Source organism: Blastochloris sulfoviridis (genome assembly GCF_008630065.1).
In the GTDB taxonomy this organism is placed as follows: Bacteria; Pseudomonadota; Alphaproteobacteria; order Rhizobiales; family Xanthobacteraceae; genus Blastochloris; species Blastochloris sulfoviridis.
The window spans coordinates 62,400-78,882 of sequence record NZ_VWPL01000007.1; the positions used below are offsets into that span (position 1 = coordinate 62,400).

Annotated in this window: 16 protein-coding genes and 1 tRNA gene; 12 read left to right on the plus strand and 5 right to left on the minus strand. The window is 64.6% G+C overall.

Annotation, left to right across the window (positions count from 1 at the left end; genetic code table 11):
* Window positions 1-59 precede the first annotated feature (59 nt).
* Window positions 60-2,129: an RNA polymerase sigma factor RpoD gene (gene rpoD, locus F1193_RS05625; RefSeq protein ID WP_150096704.1), complete on the plus strand. Its 2,070-nt coding sequence runs from the start codon at window positions 60-62 to the stop codon at window positions 2,127-2,129.
* 71 nt (window positions 2,130-2,200) lie between these two features.
* Here rpoD and F1193_RS05630 read toward each other — a convergent pair whose 3' ends face one another.
* Complete coding sequence (locus F1193_RS05630; RefSeq protein ID WP_150096705.1) at window positions 2,201-4,297, minus strand: ATP-binding protein; 2,097 nt, start codon at window positions 4,295-4,297, stop codon at window positions 2,201-2,203.
* A 79-nt stretch (window positions 4,298-4,376) separates the two neighbouring features.
* Between F1193_RS05630 and F1193_RS05635 the strand changes: the two genes are divergently transcribed.
* From F1193_RS05635 to F1193_RS05665, 7 genes are all read left to right on the plus strand, one after another.
* Window positions 4,377-4,649 (plus strand): DUF2442 domain-containing protein, encoded by a 273-nt coding sequence (locus F1193_RS05635; protein ID WP_150096706.1) that lies wholly within the window; start codon window positions 4,377-4,379, stop codon window positions 4,647-4,649.
* 88 nt (window positions 4,650-4,737) lie between these two features.
* Window positions 4,738-5,058, plus strand: coding sequence for a cupin domain-containing protein (locus F1193_RS05640; protein ID WP_150096707.1), 321 nt, complete (start codon window positions 4,738-4,740; stop codon window positions 5,056-5,058).
* A 97-nt stretch (window positions 5,059-5,155) separates the two neighbouring features.
* Window positions 5,156-5,755 (plus strand): Uma2 family endonuclease, encoded by a 600-nt coding sequence (locus tag F1193_RS05645; protein ID WP_170263406.1) that lies wholly within the window; start codon window positions 5,156-5,158, stop codon window positions 5,753-5,755.
* A gap of 51 nt (window positions 5,756-5,806) precedes the next feature.
* Window positions 5,807-6,610: a lytic murein transglycosylase gene (locus F1193_RS05650; protein ID WP_150096708.1), complete on the plus strand. Its 804-nt coding sequence runs from the start codon at window positions 5,807-5,809 to the stop codon at window positions 6,608-6,610.
* Between the two features lie 230 nt (window positions 6,611-6,840).
* Complete coding sequence (mbfA, locus tag F1193_RS05655) at window positions 6,841-7,818, plus strand: iron exporter MbfA (protein WP_150096709.1); 978 nt, start codon at window positions 6,841-6,843, stop codon at window positions 7,816-7,818.
* A gap of 188 nt (window positions 7,819-8,006) precedes the next feature.
* The gene (locus F1193_RS05660) at window positions 8,007-8,663 is read left to right on the plus strand and encodes a phosphoglycerate mutase (RefSeq protein ID WP_150096710.1); all 657 of its coding nucleotides are present in this window, start codon (window positions 8,007-8,009) and stop codon (window positions 8,661-8,663) included.
* A gap of 423 nt (window positions 8,664-9,086) precedes the next feature.
* Window positions 9,087-9,176: transfer RNA gene (locus tag F1193_RS05665), tRNA-Ser, on the plus strand.
* 77 nt (window positions 9,177-9,253) lie between these two features.
* On the opposite strand, the gene F1193_RS05670 is transcribed toward F1193_RS05665, so the two are convergent.
* On the minus strand, window positions 9,254-10,669 hold the full coding sequence (locus tag F1193_RS05670; protein WP_150096711.1) for a short-chain fatty acyl-CoA regulator family protein: 1,416 nt from the start codon (window positions 10,667-10,669) through the stop codon (window positions 9,254-9,256).
* A 188-nt stretch (window positions 10,670-10,857) separates the two neighbouring features.
* On the opposite strand from F1193_RS05670, the gene F1193_RS05675 reads away from it, so the two are divergent.
* From F1193_RS05675 to prpB, 3 genes are read left to right on the plus strand one after another with little or no spacing between them, the layout of a single operon-like run.
* A complete protein-coding gene (locus tag F1193_RS05675) occupies window positions 10,858-12,417 on the plus strand; it encodes an MmgE/PrpD family protein (protein WP_150096712.1) in 1,560 nt (519 codons plus the stop codon).
* A gap of 11 nt (window positions 12,418-12,428) precedes the next feature.
* Window positions 12,429-13,637: a bifunctional 2-methylcitrate synthase/citrate synthase gene (prpC, locus tag F1193_RS05680; protein WP_150096713.1), complete on the plus strand. Its 1,209-nt coding sequence runs from the start codon at window positions 12,429-12,431 to the stop codon at window positions 13,635-13,637.
* 7 nt (window positions 13,638-13,644) lie between these two features.
* A complete protein-coding gene (prpB, locus tag F1193_RS05685) occupies window positions 13,645-14,565 on the plus strand; it encodes a methylisocitrate lyase (protein ID WP_150096714.1) in 921 nt (306 codons plus the stop codon).
* A 171-nt stretch (window positions 14,566-14,736) separates the two neighbouring features.
* Here the strand turns inward: prpB and F1193_RS05690 are convergent, their stop codons facing one another.
* Genes F1193_RS05690 through F1193_RS05700 form a run of 3 tightly spaced genes read right to left on the minus strand, consistent with a single transcriptional unit; the run spans window position 14,737 to window position 15,674 of the window.
* Window positions 14,737-14,901, minus strand: a complete 165-nt coding sequence (locus F1193_RS05690) for a hypothetical protein (protein ID WP_246164156.1) — start codon at window positions 14,899-14,901, stop codon at window positions 14,737-14,739.
* A gap of 25 nt (window positions 14,902-14,926) precedes the next feature.
* On the minus strand, window positions 14,927-15,361 hold the full coding sequence (locus F1193_RS05695; protein WP_150096715.1) for a GNAT family N-acetyltransferase: 435 nt from the start codon (window positions 15,359-15,361) through the stop codon (window positions 14,927-14,929).
* Window position 15,362: 1 nt separating this feature from the next.
* Window positions 15,363-15,674: a YjhX family toxin gene (locus F1193_RS05700; protein ID WP_425457209.1), complete on the minus strand. Its 312-nt coding sequence runs from the start codon at window positions 15,672-15,674 to the stop codon at window positions 15,363-15,365.
* A 360-nt stretch (window positions 15,675-16,034) separates the two neighbouring features.
* Between F1193_RS05700 and F1193_RS05705 the strand changes: the two genes are divergently transcribed.
* Window positions 16,035-16,475 (plus strand): VOC family protein, encoded by a 441-nt coding sequence (locus F1193_RS05705; RefSeq protein ID WP_150096716.1) that lies wholly within the window; start codon window positions 16,035-16,037, stop codon window positions 16,473-16,475.
* The last annotated feature ends 8 nt before the right edge of the window (window positions 16,476-16,483 follow it).

The following is a 16,483-nucleotide window of genomic DNA, read 5'->3' on the forward strand; positions in this document are numbered from 1 at the left end:
GATATCCGGGACCGCCGGCGGGGCGGGCGGCGGGCGTCCTGCCTGGGAGACGAGACGAGATGGCGATCAAGAGCAAGGCGAAGGCTGTTCTGGCGGCGGCGCCCAAGGTGGCGAAGCCGAAGGAGGAGGGGCAGGCTCCGGAGAAGGAGACCGATACCCCGGACGGCCCGTTGCTCGACCTTTCGGACGCCGCCGTCCGCAAGATGATCAAGCTCGCCAAGAAGCGCGGCTATGTCACCTATGACGAGCTGAACGAGGTGATGCCCTCCGAGGAGGTGACCTCCGAGCAGATCGAGGACACCCTCGCCATGCTCAACGAGATGGGCATCAATGTCGTCGAGGCCGAGGAGGCCGAGGTCGAGGAGCATGCCGAGGCCGAGCCGGCGGCCGAGGAGGAGGAGCCCGAGGGCGGCGACCTCGTCGAGGTCACCTCCACCCGCACGCCGGCGCGCGCCGAGACCAAGTCCGAACCGTCCGAGCGCACCGACGACCCCGTGCGCATGTATCTGCGCGAGATGGGCTCGGTGGAGCTGCTGTCGCGTGAGGGCGAGATCGCCATCGCCAAGCGCATCGAGGCCGGCCGCGAGGCGATGATCGCCGGCCTGTGCGAAAGCCCGCTGACCTTCCAGGCCATCATCATCTGGCGCGAAGAGCTGATGGAAGGAAAGGTGCTGCTGCGCGACATCATCGACCTGGAAGCCACCTATGCCGGCCCGGAGGGCAAGAATCCGCCGCCGGCCGAGGGCGGCCCGCTGTCCGACGTGCCGAAGATGGCGGCCGACGTCGCCCCGCCGATCGCCGAGACCGAGCCGCCGGTGCCCGAGCCGACCGAGTTCGACGACGAGGACGACCTTGAGAATTCGCTGTCGCTGGCGGCGATGGAAGCCGAGCTCAAGCCGGCGGTGCTGAAGACCTTCGACACCATCGCCGACAACTACACCAAGCTGCGCCGGCTGCAGGACGAGAACGTCAAGAACAAGCTCAAGAACCTGTCGCTGTCGCCGGCCCAGGAGCGCAAGTACAAGAAGCTCAAGGACGACATCGTCACCGAAGTGAAGAGCCTGTCACTCAACCAGGCGCGCATCGATGCGCTGGTCGAGCAGCTCTACGACATCAACAAGCGCCTCGTCTCGCTCGAAGGCCGCTTGATGCGCCTCGCCGAAAGCTATGGCGTCGACCGCGCCGACTTTCTGCGCAACTACCAGGGCTCGGAGCTCGATCCGAAGTGGCTCTTGCGCGTCTCCAAGCTCGGCGCCCGCGGCTGGAAGAACTTCATCACGCACGAGAAGGACGGCATCAAGAACATCCGCGGCGACATTCACAATCTCGCCGCCGATACGGGACTTGAGATTCAAGAGTTCCGCAAGATCGTCCAGATGGTGCAGAAGGGCGAGCGCGAAGCCCGGCAGGCCAAGAAGGAGATGGTGGAGGCCAACCTTCGCCTCGTCATCTCGATCGCCAAGAAATACACCAACCGCGGCCTGCAGTTCCTCGACCTGATCCAGGAAGGTAATATCGGCCTGATGAAGGCGGTCGACAAGTTCGAGTACCGCCGCGGCTACAAGTTCTCGACCTACGCCACCTGGTGGATCCGGCAGGCCATCACCCGCAGCATTGCGGATCAGGCCCGCACCATCCGCATCCCGGTGCATATGATCGAGACGATCAACAAGATCGTGCGCACCTCGCGCCAGATGCTGCACGAGATCGGCCGCGAGCCGACCCCGGAGGAACTGGCCGAGAAGCTCGGCATGCCGCTGGAGAAGGTGAGGAAGGTCCTCAAGATCGCCAAGGAGCCGATCTCGCTGGAGACCCCGATCGGCGACGAGGAGGATTCGCACCTCGGCGACTTCATCGAGGACAAGAACGCGATCCTGCCGATCGACGCTGCGATCCAGTCGAACCTGCGCGAGACCACGACGCGGGTGCTGGCGTCGCTGACGCCGCGCGAGGAGCGCGTGCTGCGCATGCGCTTCGGCATCGGCATGAACACCGACCACACCCTGGAAGAGGTCGGCCAGCAGTTCTCGGTGACCCGCGAGCGCATCCGCCAGATCGAGGCCAAGGCGCTCAGGAAGCTGAAGCATCCGTCAAGGAGCCGGAAGCTCAGGAGCTTTTTGGATAATTGATGGAAGGGGCACGCGTCTAGGGCGGAATAAACTCCACTATTCCGCCCTACCAGGGCATTACATGTCGCAGCTTATCCAAGCTTCTGAATTTCAATTTGAAATGCGACAAACAGCTGATCGATCGAATACTGTTGAAACATGCAGTAAAGATCACGCATTGAAATTTGAACCCTCCTACCCGTTACATGATTTTTTATTTCGTCGTATCTCTTTTGAACGTCGGGCGTGAGATTAGCATGGCCAACCGAGTGACGTAAGACCCGAATGATATCAAGGACCTCCTGCAAAGACATCAGCCTTTTTTCGAAACTATAGATCCCCCGCTTATAGACAGGCTCAACGAACGTCTTATACATCTGCATGATGTAATTCGAAAAATCATTCTCGTGATCTAAAGCCTCCAGGGTGATAATCTTATCGGCCTCAGGCAAAATTCCATTTGGCCATATGTTTTTGTTGTAATGATTTAGATAGAGCGTTTCAAGGCTTCGGTGGCTTGATAATATTCTCTCCAGCCGCCGCCGCGCCCAAGCAGATCGCTCTGATGCACTTATAAGCCTTAACGCTCCCGGCTCCTTGGTCCTTTTTCTACTTTCTGACGAAATGTATTTTTCAAGAACTGGAATTTCAAATTTTGGCTTGTCCTTTAAATCGTTCGACACAATTCCATAGGACTTGATATGACGCACCCACTCTGTTTCCGAGCTAAGCTCCCAATAATCACCGACCTGCCTAGTAGCTAACAGCTCTAGCAACTCATACTCATCAGGATAAAAATCCCTAATTTCTGAAACAACATGCCTACAATACGGAAGCATTTCAGCCTCTCTATTTTCCTCCTCTGCAATCAAAAGACTTTTACCAACTTTAATTGGCCTTTTTATATCCCTCTGGGAATGGGTATAGCTACAAGCCATCCGTATTAATAAAGGGTGCCCGCCATACCGGGTATGAAGATAGTTAATACTTTCTTCATCAAAATCTAACCCCATCCTTTTTCCAAAAAATCTGACCATTTTTCGCACATCACTTTGTTCAAAACCCTTCATATAGAATGGCTTAACTATCCCAAAAATAGGATTTTGGCCTCCGGAAAATTTATCCTGCTCAGCAACATACGGATTTACACCAGAAATCACAAAAGAGAGAGATCTCTGCTGACTTTGCGTTGACCAGAGAGTTTGCCAAAAGTCGACAAAATCCTTCTTCCAGTGCTCGTCAAATGGCGATATTGGCGATATAAACTCAATTTCGTCGAAAATTAAACATATTTGTGTTTTGCGGCCCTTATTTTTTATTGTATTCAGGAACAAATCTGAGATATGACGATCTCGTTTAATTGGCTTTCCTTCAATGTCACAAATTATTCTCCATAGTAGCTCATCCCATTTTTGGCTCCGAATGGAGGGTATCTTGCAGTCATAATACCTAACTATAGCAATACCACCATCTTCGCATATTCTTTTTATTTTTAGCAGCGTCGATGTTTTTCCAGTCTTTCTTAGGCCAAACAATCCTCTATTCTGAGATTTTCGTATTGCATCGATATAATCTTGAACAATCTGCTCTCTTCCAAAAAAATATCTATCAGCGTCGATAGGAAGTTGATAATCAAATAAATCTCTTGTAAATAGCTGTTTTGCAACATTATTGCGAATAAACCAGCCGTCCTTTGATAGGGGGGAATTAAGGTCACTCGCAAGGAAAACTACACAGGTTCTCGATTGAGGATTGCGTGACTGATAGTCACTTATCCATCTATGCCCCGCAGGATCTGGTGTAATCATAAAAAACAAGCTTTGATCCACCCTACCCAGAGCGGGCTGCTCTTGCAAAAAATAACTCGCCGCTTGTATAGTTCTATCTTGGATAGTCTGATATTCGCTAATGAATAGAGCTACTTCAGATTCAACGCCAAACGTTTCCTTAAAATATTGCTCGGGTTTTATTATGAAAGATTTAAGCTTTGCATTGTATTTTTCATAAATCCTCCCCCACGACACATCAAACCCCACGAGAAACGGGTTCAAGAGCGCTAAATCTTCTGTGGTCAGTTGAATTTGACCGCGAACCGATTCATGAATGCGCCCCATAGCACCCCTCGCTTGGTAGAAGGCTGGTATCTTCGCAATCTGAACTAAGCCCAGCCTTTCCCCTATGAGCAACATTCCGCATTCACTCCTGAACTAAGGAAACCGAGTGAATGCTGCGGCAGCCGTTCGAACTGGTGCCGGGAGCCGACAGCGAATGATCCAGCTCGTGAAGGTCGTGGCCGTGCGCGCCTTGGAGCGCCATCACTTGTGGGTCCGGTTTTCAGACGGCACCGAAGGTGTTCGGCCGTTCACGGACATCCTCGACGAAGGCGGGCTCATGGTGGAGCCGTTGCGCGACCCGGCCTTCTTTGCCCGCGTGTTCGTCGAAATGGGTGTGCCGACCTGGCCGAACGGTTTTGCCGTCGATGCCCTTGCCCTTCACCAGGAAATGGCTCTCGCCGGCCAGCTTTCACCGGCCGCGGCATAACCAGCGCGCCGGCATCCGACCCTCGTGATGCCGGTCTCCTCGGGTTCGACCCCATCGGCATGATCCGCCCTTCTCGCTGAGCCCCGCCATGCCCACCGCAAACCTCTTCGCCGCCCTTCCCGCCGCCGGGCCGGACGAGGTGATCGAGACGCTGGTTGCGCGCGGCGGCGTGCGGATCGAGCGCATCGTCTCGACCGGGCAGGCGAGCCCGCCGGGCTTCTGGTACGACCAGGACGAGGACGAGTTCGTGGTGCTGCTGGCCGGCGCGGCGACGCTCCGCTTCGAGGACGGCCGCGAACTGGCGCTGCGGCCCGGCGACTTCGTCGACATCCCGGCGCATTGCCGCCATCGCGTCGATGCCACCCAGGCCGAGCCGCCGACGATCTGGCTTGCGGTCTTCTCTCGTTGACGGGCGCGACGCGCGCGGCCGGGCATCGCCGTTCGCCCCCAATCGCGGCGCGCACTCGTGCGTTGAGCCGCCCCGAGGGTGTGGTAGCCTTGCACGCATGAACACGCACCTGCGCACGCCCGATCTCCCCCTCACCACCCAGGCCGCCGAGGGCCTGATGCGGCGGCGCTGGAGCGTGGCCGAGATCGAGGCGATGGTCGAGGCCGGGGTCCTCGCGGAGGACGAGCGCTTCGAGCTGATCGGCGGGGAGATCGTGCCAATGTCGCCCAAGGGCATCTTGCATGAGACGCTGAAGATCAGCCTCGCGCGCTTCTGGAACCGCCGGCTGCCGGACGACATCGTGCTGGCCCAGGAAACCACCTTCCGACTGAACCAGGACACCTTCGTCGAGCCGGATTTCGTGTTCTTCCGCCGGGCCGACGGGCTGGCGGCGCTGTCGCCCGCCACCGCGCTGCTGGCGGTGGAGGTCGCCGACAGCAGTCTGGCCTACGACCTCGATCGCAAGACCCGCATCTATGGCGCCGCCGGGGTGCGCGAGGTCTGGGTGATCGAGGCGAAAAGCCTGATCACCCATATCCGCCGCCACGCCGGCATCGACGGCTATCGCGAGCAGCTCACGGTCGGGCCGGACGAGACGCTGGCGATGTCATTCGCCCCGGCGCTCGATCTGCGGCTGGCGACGCTGGACCTCGTGTAAAAGCGACAGAGATCGGCCGGCCTGCCGCAGACGGCCGAGAACGGACACAGCATGGTTGCTCGCGCGCTCGCCACACTCCTTTGCGTCCTCACCCTTACCCCCGCCTTTGCCGCCCAATGCGGCGGGGATTTCAATGCCTTCCTTGCCGCCATGGGGCGGGAGGCGCAGGCCCGGGGCGTGTCGCGCGGGGTGGTCGATGCCGCCTTTGCCGGCGTTACCCAGGATGGCGCGGTGCTGGCGTTCGACCGCCGCCAGCGCGGCACCTTCCGCAAGAGCTTCGAGCAGTACGCGGCGACCCGCGTCACCAAGGGCCGCATCGCCACCGGCCGGCGCATGCTCGCCCGCCACGCCGCCTTGCTCGGTCGCATCGAGCAGCGCTTCGGCGTGCCGCGCGAGCTTCTGGTCGCCATCTGGGGGCTGGAGAGCGATTTCGGCACCGGCGACATGGGCAACAGGCCGGTGGTGCGCACGCTGGCGACGCTGGCCCACGACTGCCGGCGCACCGAGCTGTTCCAGCGCGAGCTGCTGGCGGCGCTGCAGATCGTCCAGCGCGGCGACCTGCCGCTCCGCGACATGATCGGCGCCTATGCCGGCGAGCTCGGCCAGACCCAGTTCCTGCCGTCCTCCTACATCCGCTATGGCGTCGACTATGACGGCAACGGCCATGTCGACTTGCGCCACAGCGTGCCCGACGTGCTGGCCTCCACCGCCAATCTGCTGCGCGTCAATGGCTGGCAGGCCGGCGCGCCGTTCGGCGAGGGCACCGCGAATTTCGAGGTGATGCGCGAATGGAACCGCGCGGTGATCTACCGCAAGACCATGGCGCTGTTCGCCGAGCGACTTCGGGGATCCTGACCCGCCACCTGCGCGACGGCGGGCGCCCCTGCCTTGCGGAAACCGCATGGCCCATCGGAAACTTCGCGCCCGCCGGTGATTTCGTCGCCGTGCGACATGGCTTACGCTTCGACTTGGCCTTGCATCCCTCTCCTTCGCCGGCCGCGACCCCCACGACGGCGGTGAAGCGTCATTGCCGTCCGACGTCGCGAAGGGTAAGTTACATTAGATTCATTCTAAAGAGGTTGCCGATGATCCCCGCCCTGGCCAGCCGCCGCCGGTTTTCCGATCTCACCGAAGCCGAGGTGCTGGCGCTGGCGATCTCCTCCGAGGAGGACGACGCCCGCATCTACGCCTCCTACGCCGAGCGGCTGCGCGCCGACTATCCCGCCACCGCCGAGCTGTTCGACGCCATGGCGGCGGAGGAGAACCTGCATCGCCGCATGCTGATCGACGCCTATGAGGCGCGCTTCGGCAAGGTCATCCCGCTGATCCGCCGCGAACATGTGGCCGGCTATTATTACCGCCGGCCAGTGTGGCTGGTGGAGAATCTCGGGCTCGACCGCATCCGCGACGAGGCGGCGCGGATGGAGGACGAGGCGGCCGACTTCTACACCCGCGCCGCCGCCGCCTCCACCGACCCCGGCACCCGCAAGCTGCTGGGCGACCTCGCCGCCGCCGAGCGCAAGCACGAGGCCAAGGCGGAGGCGCTGCAGACCACGCGGCTGACGCCGGACGCAAAAAGCGAGGAGGACGCCAAGGCCCACCGCCAGTTCATCCTGACCTACGTGCAGCCCGGTCTCGCCGGGCTGATGGACGGCTCGGTCTCGACCCTGGCGCCGATCTTTGCCACCGCCTTCGCCACCCAGGATACCTGGACCACCTTCCTGGTCGGGCTTGCCGCCTCGGTCGGCGCCGGCATCTCGATGGGCTTCACCGAGGCCGCGCACGACGACGGGGTGATCTCGGGCCGCGGCTCGCCGGTCAAGCGCGGGCTGGCCTCGGGCATCATGACCACGGTGGGCGGGCTCGGCCACGCGCTGCCCTACCTGATCCCGCATTTCTGGACGGCGACAGCGATCGCGGTTGCGGTAGTGTTCTGCGAACTGTGGGCGATCGCCTGGATCCAGAACCGCTATCTCGAAACGCCCTTCCTGAGGGCCGCTTTCCAGGTGGTGCTGGGCGGTGCGCTGGTGCTGGCCGCCGGCATCCTGATCGGCGGAAGCTGAACCGACGCCGGTGCGGCGGGCCTGCCGCCAGGGATTGCATCATTGTCGCGCCGGACATCAACGGTTACAGAATGGACGGCGGCCGGCGCCGACCGCCGTCAAGCCCGGTCTCTCAAGCCCGGTCTTAAGTGTGTTAGAACGCGTCGCGCGACCGGCGGCTCCTCGCCGGGGCACGAAGGAGCGAACCCATGGCGAGCAGCATGACGCTGAGTCATCGTCAGCCGGATGTCGCCAGCGTGGAGGCGCCGGAGCGGCCGGACGCCCGCCCCCGGTCCGGCGGCGCGCCGCGCCCCGCGCGCGCGCCACTGCGTCTTGGCCTCGTCCGCCATTTCGAGGTGGCGCACGGCCCGCCGGCCGGCTGGGTGTCGGTCGCCGATATCGCCCGCTGGATCGAGGACTATGACGCCGCCGGCGTGCGCCACAAGCCGGTCGATCTCGGGCCGCTGCCGTGGCCGCGCTGCATCGCGTCGACTGCGCCGCGGGCGCTGACCACCGCGCGCGCGCTTTATCAGGGCGACATCGAGACCCTGCCGCAGCTGTGCGAGCCGAAGCTCAACCCGTTCCGCACCGGCGACCTGCGCCTGCCCTTCGCCGGCTGGCGCATGCTGCTGCGGCTGGCCTGGATGACCTCCCATTCCTCGCAGCGCGACGTGAAGCGCACCTTCCTCACCGAGATCGAGCGGGTGGCCGACCGGCTGACGGAGGCGCCCGACGACACGCTGGTGGTGAGCCACGCCGGCTCGATGATGTTCCTGCGGCGGGCGCTGATCCGGCGCGGCTTCACCGGCCCGCGATTCGGCATTGCCGAATGCGGCCGCCTCTACGTGTTCACGCGCGGGGCGTAATGCCAACGGCCGCGAACGCGGACCGTTGGTTCGGGTCGCGGATTTTCGCGAAATCTCTGATTTCGGATGAGAAAATCCGTGAGAGTCAACGGCCCCACGCGTCAGCGTTTGGGGCCGTTGGCATAAGTGCTATTGCGCGGCGGCAACGCCCGCTCCGCCCTTTCGGCTGGGGGCAGCGGTGGCTCGTGCTGACGCTTTCTCTTGAAAGGGCGGGCCGGCCATCCTAAACGAGCGATGACAGGTCGCCAGCCGATGGCGGCGCGTGACGCGGGCTCGCCCCGCGGGTCTCTTGAAAGAGAGAGCGTGCGCCTCGATCGACTGGGCCCGTGGAGAGGTGGCCGAGTGGTTTAAGGCGCACAGCGCAGGGCAAAGCCCTGCGCGTTCTTGACAGGGAACGCGTGCGCCGCGATCGACTGGGTCCGTGGAGAGGTGGCCGAGTGGTTTAAGGCGCACGCCTGGAACGCGTGTATAGGGGAAACTCTATCGAGGGTTCGAATCCCTCCCTCTCCGCCATCGGCCGCCGATTGCCGCATAGGTTGCGTCGCTTGCTCCCGAGTTGTCCGGCAGATAAGCCATGTCGCTACCGCTCATCACCGCGCGGCGTAGGGCGAAAACGCGCTGCGGGTCTCATCCACCGACAGCGCCCGTCCGATCAGCGGAAAGGCGCGCTGCGGGCAGGCAGGGCGATCGCACACCTTGCAGCCGGCGCCGATCGGCGTCGCCGCCGCGGGATCGTCGAGGTCGAGCCCTTTTGAGTAGACCAGCCGGCCGGCGTGGCGGATGTCGCAGCCGAGCCCGATGGCGAAGGTCTTGCCCGGCTCGCCATAGCCGCCGAGCGCACCGTGCACGGTGCGGGCGATCCACAGATAGGTGCGCTCGTCCGGCATGCGCGCCACCTGCGTGACGATGCGGCCCGGCTGCGCGAACGCCTCGTAGACGTTCCACAGCGGGCAGGTGCCGCCGGAGCGGGAGAAGTGGAAGTCGGTCGCCGACTGGCGCTTGGAGATGTTGCCGGCGCGGTCGACCCGGACGAAGAAGAACGGCACGCCCATCGCGCCCGGCCGCTGCAGCGAGCTCAGGCGGTGGCACACCGTCTCGAAGCCGACGCCGAACCGCCGGCCCAACAGATCGATGTCGTAGCGCAGCGCCTCGGCCGCGCCGAGAAACGCGGCGTACGGCATCAGCAGCGCCGCCGCGAAATAATTGGCAAGGCCGATGCGGGCGAGCGCGTGGGTCTCGGCCGAGCCACGCGCGGCCTCCATGGCGAGCTGCTCGATCGCCTCGTCCATTTCGAGGAAGGCGAGCTGCGTGGCGAGTTGAAATGCTCGCTGGCCATCGTCGAGACGGGCGGAGACCGTCAGCAGCCGGGCGACCGGGTCGAACCGGCGCTGCGTGGCATCGTCCGAGTGGCCGATGCTGACCCGCACGCCGTGCCGCTGGTCGAGATAGTGCACAAGGCCCACCGCCAGCGTCGGTGCCAGTGGTCGCAACGCGTCGGCCAACCGCTCCGCCGCGGTGTCCAGCGCCGCGAAATGATTGTGGTGGGCGTAGAAAAAATCGCGCACCTGCTCATAGGGCATCGGCGCGGTGAGCGTGGCAACGCCCCCTGAGCCCAGCCCGAGTTCGTTGGCCATGGCATCGGCGCGCTCCAGCGCCGTGCGGTAGCGCCGATGCAGCGCCGCCACCGCGCGGCCGAGCGCCGGCATGTCGGCGGCGAGCTGCTTCACCTCGCTCAGGCTCACCGTCTCGCCATTAGCCGGATCGGCGAACACCTCGCGGAGATCCGCGACCAGGCGCGCCTCCTCGTTCTCCGAAAACAGCTGCACGTCGACGCCGAACACGGCGTTGACCTTGAGCAGCACCGGCACGGTGAGCGGACGCTGGTTCTTCTCCAGCTGATTGACGTAGCTCGCCGACAGCCCGAGCGCCTGCGCCAGCGCGATCTGGGTGAGGCCGCGCGCTTCCCTGAGCCGCTTCAGCCGCCCGCCGACGAACGCCTTCTTCATCGCCCCACCCTTTCGCAAACCTCGCAATCCTTCGCCCGGTTCAGCGAATTTATTTGCCAATTCAGGAGTTACCCAACCAGCTCCGATTGTGAATATTGCGAGACGACCGGCCAGGGCAAGCGCCATCTGCAACGACGACGTCCGTCGGCGGCGCGCCGAAGCCCGCTTTCACTGAAGGACAATCGACCGTGAAGCTCCATTGCGTCCGCACCCACAAATCCGCCGACAAGCTGCCGCGCACCGAGCAGTTCGCCTGGAAGATCGCCGAGGTGGCGACCGACCCGGTGCCGGTCGACCCCGACGTCGCCTTGATGATCGGCAACCGCATCATCGACAATGCCGCGGTGGCCGCCGCCTCGCTGAACCGCCGGCCGGTGGTCAACGCCCGGCTCCAGGCCAAGGCTCATCCGTTCCGCCCGGGCGCGACCGTGTTCGGCCTCTCGGCGCACCGGCGCGTCTCGCCGGAATGGGCGGCGTGGGCCAATGGCGTGGCGGTGCGCGAGCTCGATTTCCACGACACCTTTCTTGCCGCCGACTATTCGCATCCCGGCGACAACATCCCGCCGGTGCTGGCGGTGGCGCAGCACTGCGGGCTCGACGGCGCGGCACTGGTGCGCGGCCTGGCGGCCGCCTACCAGATCCAGGTCGACCTGGTGAAAGGCATCTGCCTGCACGAGCACAAGATCGACCACATCGCCCATCTCGGGCCCTCGGCCGCGGCCGGCATCGGCGCGGCACTCGGGCTTGCCACCGAGACCGTCTATCAGGCGGTGCAGCAGGCGCTGCACGTCACCACTACCACCCGCCAGTCACGCAAGGGCGAGATTTCAAGCTGGAAGGCTTACGCCCCCGCCTTCGCCGGCAAGATGGCGGTGGAGGCGGTCGACCGGGTGATGCGCGGCGAAGGCGCGCCCTCCCCGGCCTGGGAGGGCGAGGACGGCTTCATCGCCTGGATGCTGGGCGGGCCGCAGGTATCCTATCTGGTGCGCCTGCCCGAACAGGACGAGCCCAAGCGCGCGATCCTGGAAACCTACACCAAGGAGCACTCGGCCGAGTACCAGAGCCAGGCGCTGATCGACCTCGCCCGCCGCATGGGGCCGCGGATCGGCGATCTCGCCCGCGTCAAGAGCATCGTCATCCACACCAGCCACCACACCCATTACGTGATCGGCACCGGCGCCGGCGACCCGCAGAAGATGGACCCCACGGCGAGCCGCGAAACGCTCGACCACTCGATCATGTACATCTTCGCGGTGGCGCTGGAGGATGGCGGCTGGCACCACGTCAAATCCTACACGCCCGAGCGCGCGGCGCGCCCCTCGACGGTGGCGCTGTGGCACAAGATCTCGACCGTCGAGGACTCCGAATGGACGCGGCGCTATCACAGCCACGACCCGAGGGAGAAGGCGTTCGGCGGCCGCGTGGTGGTGACGCTCAATGACGGGCGGGTGATCGAGGACCAGATCGCCGTCGCCGACGCCCACCCGCTCGGCGCCCGGCCGTTCGAGCGCGCCCACTACATCGCCAAGTTCCGCACCCTCGCCGAAGGCATCGTCACGCAAAGCGAGCAGGACCGCTTCCTGGCCACGGTCGAGCGGCTGCCGGCGCTGAAGCCCGATGACATGCCCGGCCTCACTGTCGCGGCCGATCCGACGCTGCTCGCCGCCGGCGAGACGACCGGCATCTTCGACTGGCGCGCCGATGACGTCGCGCCGGCCGCCGCCCCGCTCTCCGTCGTCTCCGCGTGAGGAGGACCGTCATGACGCAGTCTGTCTCAACCGACCCCGCGCCCGCCACGCAAGGGCAGGGCCGGCCGCCCAAGAAGTCGGTCGCGCTGTCCGGCATCATCGCCGGCAACACGGCGCTGTGCAGCGTCGGCCGCAGCGGCAACGACCTGCATTATCGCGGCTACGATATTCTCGACATCGCCGAGATCTGCACGTTCGAGGAGATCGCCTTCCTCCTGGTGCACGGCACCCTGCCGACCGCCGCCGAGCTCGCGCTGTACAAGGCCAAGCTGCAGCGCCTGCGCGGCCTGCCCGCCGCGGCGCGGCGCATTCTCGAAGAACTGCCCGCCAGCGCCAACCCGATGGACGTGATGCGCTCCGGTGTCTCGGCGCTCGGCTGCGTGCTGCCGGAGCCGGAGGACCACAACCTCCCCGGCGCGCGCGACATCGCCGACCGTCTCCTGGCCTCGCTCAGCTCGATGCTGCTTTACTGGTACCACTTCGCCCAGAACGGCCGGCGCATCGAGGTGGAGACCGACGACGACAGCATCGCCGCGCACTTCCTGCACCTGCTGCACGGCCGGCCGCCTTCGGCGTCGCACATCCGGGCGATGCACACCTCGCTGATCCTCTATGCCGAGCACGAGTTCAACGCCTCGACCTTCACCGCCCGCTCGATCGCCGGCACCGGCGCCGACTTCTACTCGGCCATCTCCGGCGCCATCGGCGCGCTGCGCGGCCCCAAGCACGGCGGCGCCAACGAGGCGGCGTTCGAGATCCAGAAGCGCTATGTCGATGCCGACGAGGCGGAGGCGGACATCCGTCGCCGCGTCGCGGCCAAGGAGGTGGTGATCGGCTTCGGCCACCCGGTCTATACGATCTCCGATCCGCGGAGCCGCATCATCAAGGAGGTGGCGCGCCATCTCTGCGTCGAGGCCGACTCCTTGCGCATGTTCCAAATCGCCGAGCGCATCGAGACGGTGATGCACGAGACCAAGGCCATGTTTCCCAATCTCGACTGGTTCAGCGCGGTGTCCTACCACATGCTGGGCGTGCCGACGGCGCTGTTCACGCCGCTGTTCGTGATCGGGCGCACCTCCGGCTGGAGCGCCCACATCATCGAGCAGCGCATCGACAACAAGATCATCCGCCCCTCGGCCAATTACATCGGTCCCGAGTGCCGGCCCTTCGTCCCGCTGGAAGGGCGCGGGCGTTCCGTGTCTTCCATTCGCGCCGCATGAGGTCGCCGTGCCCTATCTGATTGCATCCGATCATCCGAGCGAGCCGGCGGGGGTGCGCTTTCGCGCCCTCGTCGAGCGCGCTAGCATCCTGCGCCTGCCCGGCGCCCACAACGGCATGGCGGCGTTGCAGGCGCAGGCCGCCGGCTTTGAGGCGCTTTATCTCTCCGGCGCGGCGATGACCGCGTCCATGGGCCTGCCGGACCTCGGCATCATCACCGTCGACGAGGTGGCGGTCTTCATCCGCCAGCTTGTGCGCGCCAGCGGACTGCCGGTGCTGGTGGACGCCGATACCGGCTATGGCGAAGCGCTCAATGTGATGCACACGGTGCGGGTGTTCGAGGAGGCGGGCGCCGGCGCCCTGCACATCGAGGACCAGATCCTGCCCAAGAAGTGCGGCCACCTCAACGGCAAGAAGCTGGCCAGTGCCCACGACATGGCCGCCAAGGTCGCCGCGGCCGCAACCGCGCGCCGCCACCTCTATCTCATCGCCCGCACCGACGCCGCTGCAACCGAAGGGCTCGACGGCGCGGTGGCACGCGCCAAGCTCTATGTCGAGGCCGGCGCCGACGCCATCTTTCCGGAGGCGCTCACCGATGCGGAGATGTTCCGCACCTTCGCCGAGCGCCTGCCCGGCGTGCCGCTGCTCGCCAACATGACCGAATTCGGCCGCACGCCGACCTTCACCGCCGCCGAATTCGAGGCGATGGGATATCGCATGGTGATCTGGCCGGTGTCCTCGCTGCGGGTGGCCAACAGAGCGCAGGAGAAGCTCTATGCCGCGCTCGCCCGCGACGGCAGCACCAAGGCAATGCAAGGCGAGATGCAGACCCGCGCCGAGCTCTACGATTTGATCGGCCTTGCCGCCTTTGAGGCGCTCGACGCCTCGATCGTCGCGACCGTGCTGCCGACCGCCGCCGGCGCGGAGTGACCAGGGAGCGGCAAGAGCCGGACAGGCAGGCGCGATAATTCGGTTTCCGCTCGATCCTGTCGGGATGTCGGAAACGATCTCGCCGAAAATCCCGGTTCCGCAAGAAACACGCGACACCGGGATTTTCGGCGATCGGAATGCGGCTCTCCGGTCTCCCGGCCGGAGACAGCATCACGCCGGCTGGTGCAGGCCGAAGGCCGGGTGGTGAATCAGTTCGCCGCGCGGCCCGGTGCCGTCGAAGGGCAGGGCCTGAACCACCTCGGGGGGACAGCCGGTCACGCCCAGCCCAGGGAATGCGCGAAAGCCGAACCGGCCATAATAAGCGGGGTCGCCCACCAGAGCGTGATCCGATCTGACTGCATCAGATCGGACGCTCTAAGTTTCTGGTTTGTCGCATTTTCGCTGACGCGGCCCTTCGGGTCTTTCGCACAACCGGTATCCACTTGTGCGGAAAATGCTCCAGCGCCGCGCCGCGGCTGGTCCGCCGCAGCCGGCAAAGGGCTTCCGCCATCAGCGCCGTGCCGATGCCCCGGCGATGCCTTGACGGCAAGACGACCAGCGGGCCGATCAGACCCCAGCCCTCCTGCGTCCCGACCCGCGCCGCCGAGGCGGCGAGATAGCCGACCACACCGCCCGCGTCCTCGGCCACCAGCGACAGGGCGAGCGCGCCCTCCGCCCGCAGCCTCGCGACGATGCCCGCCTCGGTTCCGGTGGATTGCGCGAGCATCAGCAGAGCTTCGGTGACAAGCCGGCCGATCGCCGGGATGTCACCGGCCGTTTCGTTGCGGATCAGCATGTCAGGCCCCCTGATTGTCGAGTTGGGCGCGCACGAACGTGCGGCCGCGTCGCGAAATCCGGTATGGGCCGCCCGAGCGGGATTCGATCAGCCGCTTCTGCCGCAGCCGGTTGAAGACGGTCAGGTCGAAGTCGGCAAGGATCATCGCCTCGCGCGTGACGCACATGACGGACGTGATCTTGGGGCCGTCGCCACGCTCGTGAAGAATGCGGCCGCCAAGGGCCAGAACGTGCAGCGCACGTTGTTCATTGCGTGAGATGTTCATGGGATTCTTGTATGACAGACGTGAAAAAACACCCCGGGTGCGCTGCACCCGGCGGCTTTGACTTCACGCGGCTCTCTGAGATTCAGAGAGCCCTGTCACACAAGCTCTGACATCCAGTCCCCAGTCGGCGCGCCGCGAACAGTGCCGCCGCGCACGCTGGCAATATCGCGGTCGCGCACTGCTGACAATTGAAAAGCGGCTGGCCACGGGCACCGGCCGGGCGCGCGTTTGCGCTCCGGCGCGCGGCTCAATCCGTGCCTTGTCCGTCGCCCGATGATCCAGGGTCTCGACCGGCCAAACCCGGCTTCATCCGCCGGCCCGCCGCCGCCGATCGACACCGATTTGAGCCTATCGGGCTGGAGCGGGTAGAACGTCGCCCAGGGCGATCCACGCCGAATAGGTGCGCACATGACACGCTTTCTGCACACGATGATCCGGGTCAGCGATCCGGAAGCGACCATCCGCTTCTTCGAGCTCATCGGCCTGCGCGAGACGCGGCGGATGGAGAGCGAGAAGGGGCGCTTCACGCTGATCTATCTCGCGGCCGACGAGGACTTTGAAGCCGCCCTCGCCCACCGCGCGCCCGAGGTCGAGCTGACCTGGAACTGGGATCCGGAGGACTATCGGGGCGGCCGCAACTTCGGCCATCTCGCCTTCCAGGTCGCCGACATCTACGCCGTCTGCGCCCGGCTGATGGCGGCCGGCGTCCCCATCAACCGCCCACCGCGCGACGGCCACATGGCCTTCGTCCGCACGCCGGACGGCATCTCGGTCGAGTTCCTGCAGAAGGGCACGCCGCTGGCGCCGGCCGAACCCTGGGCATCGATGCCCAACACCGGGAGCTGGTGAGCCGGCGA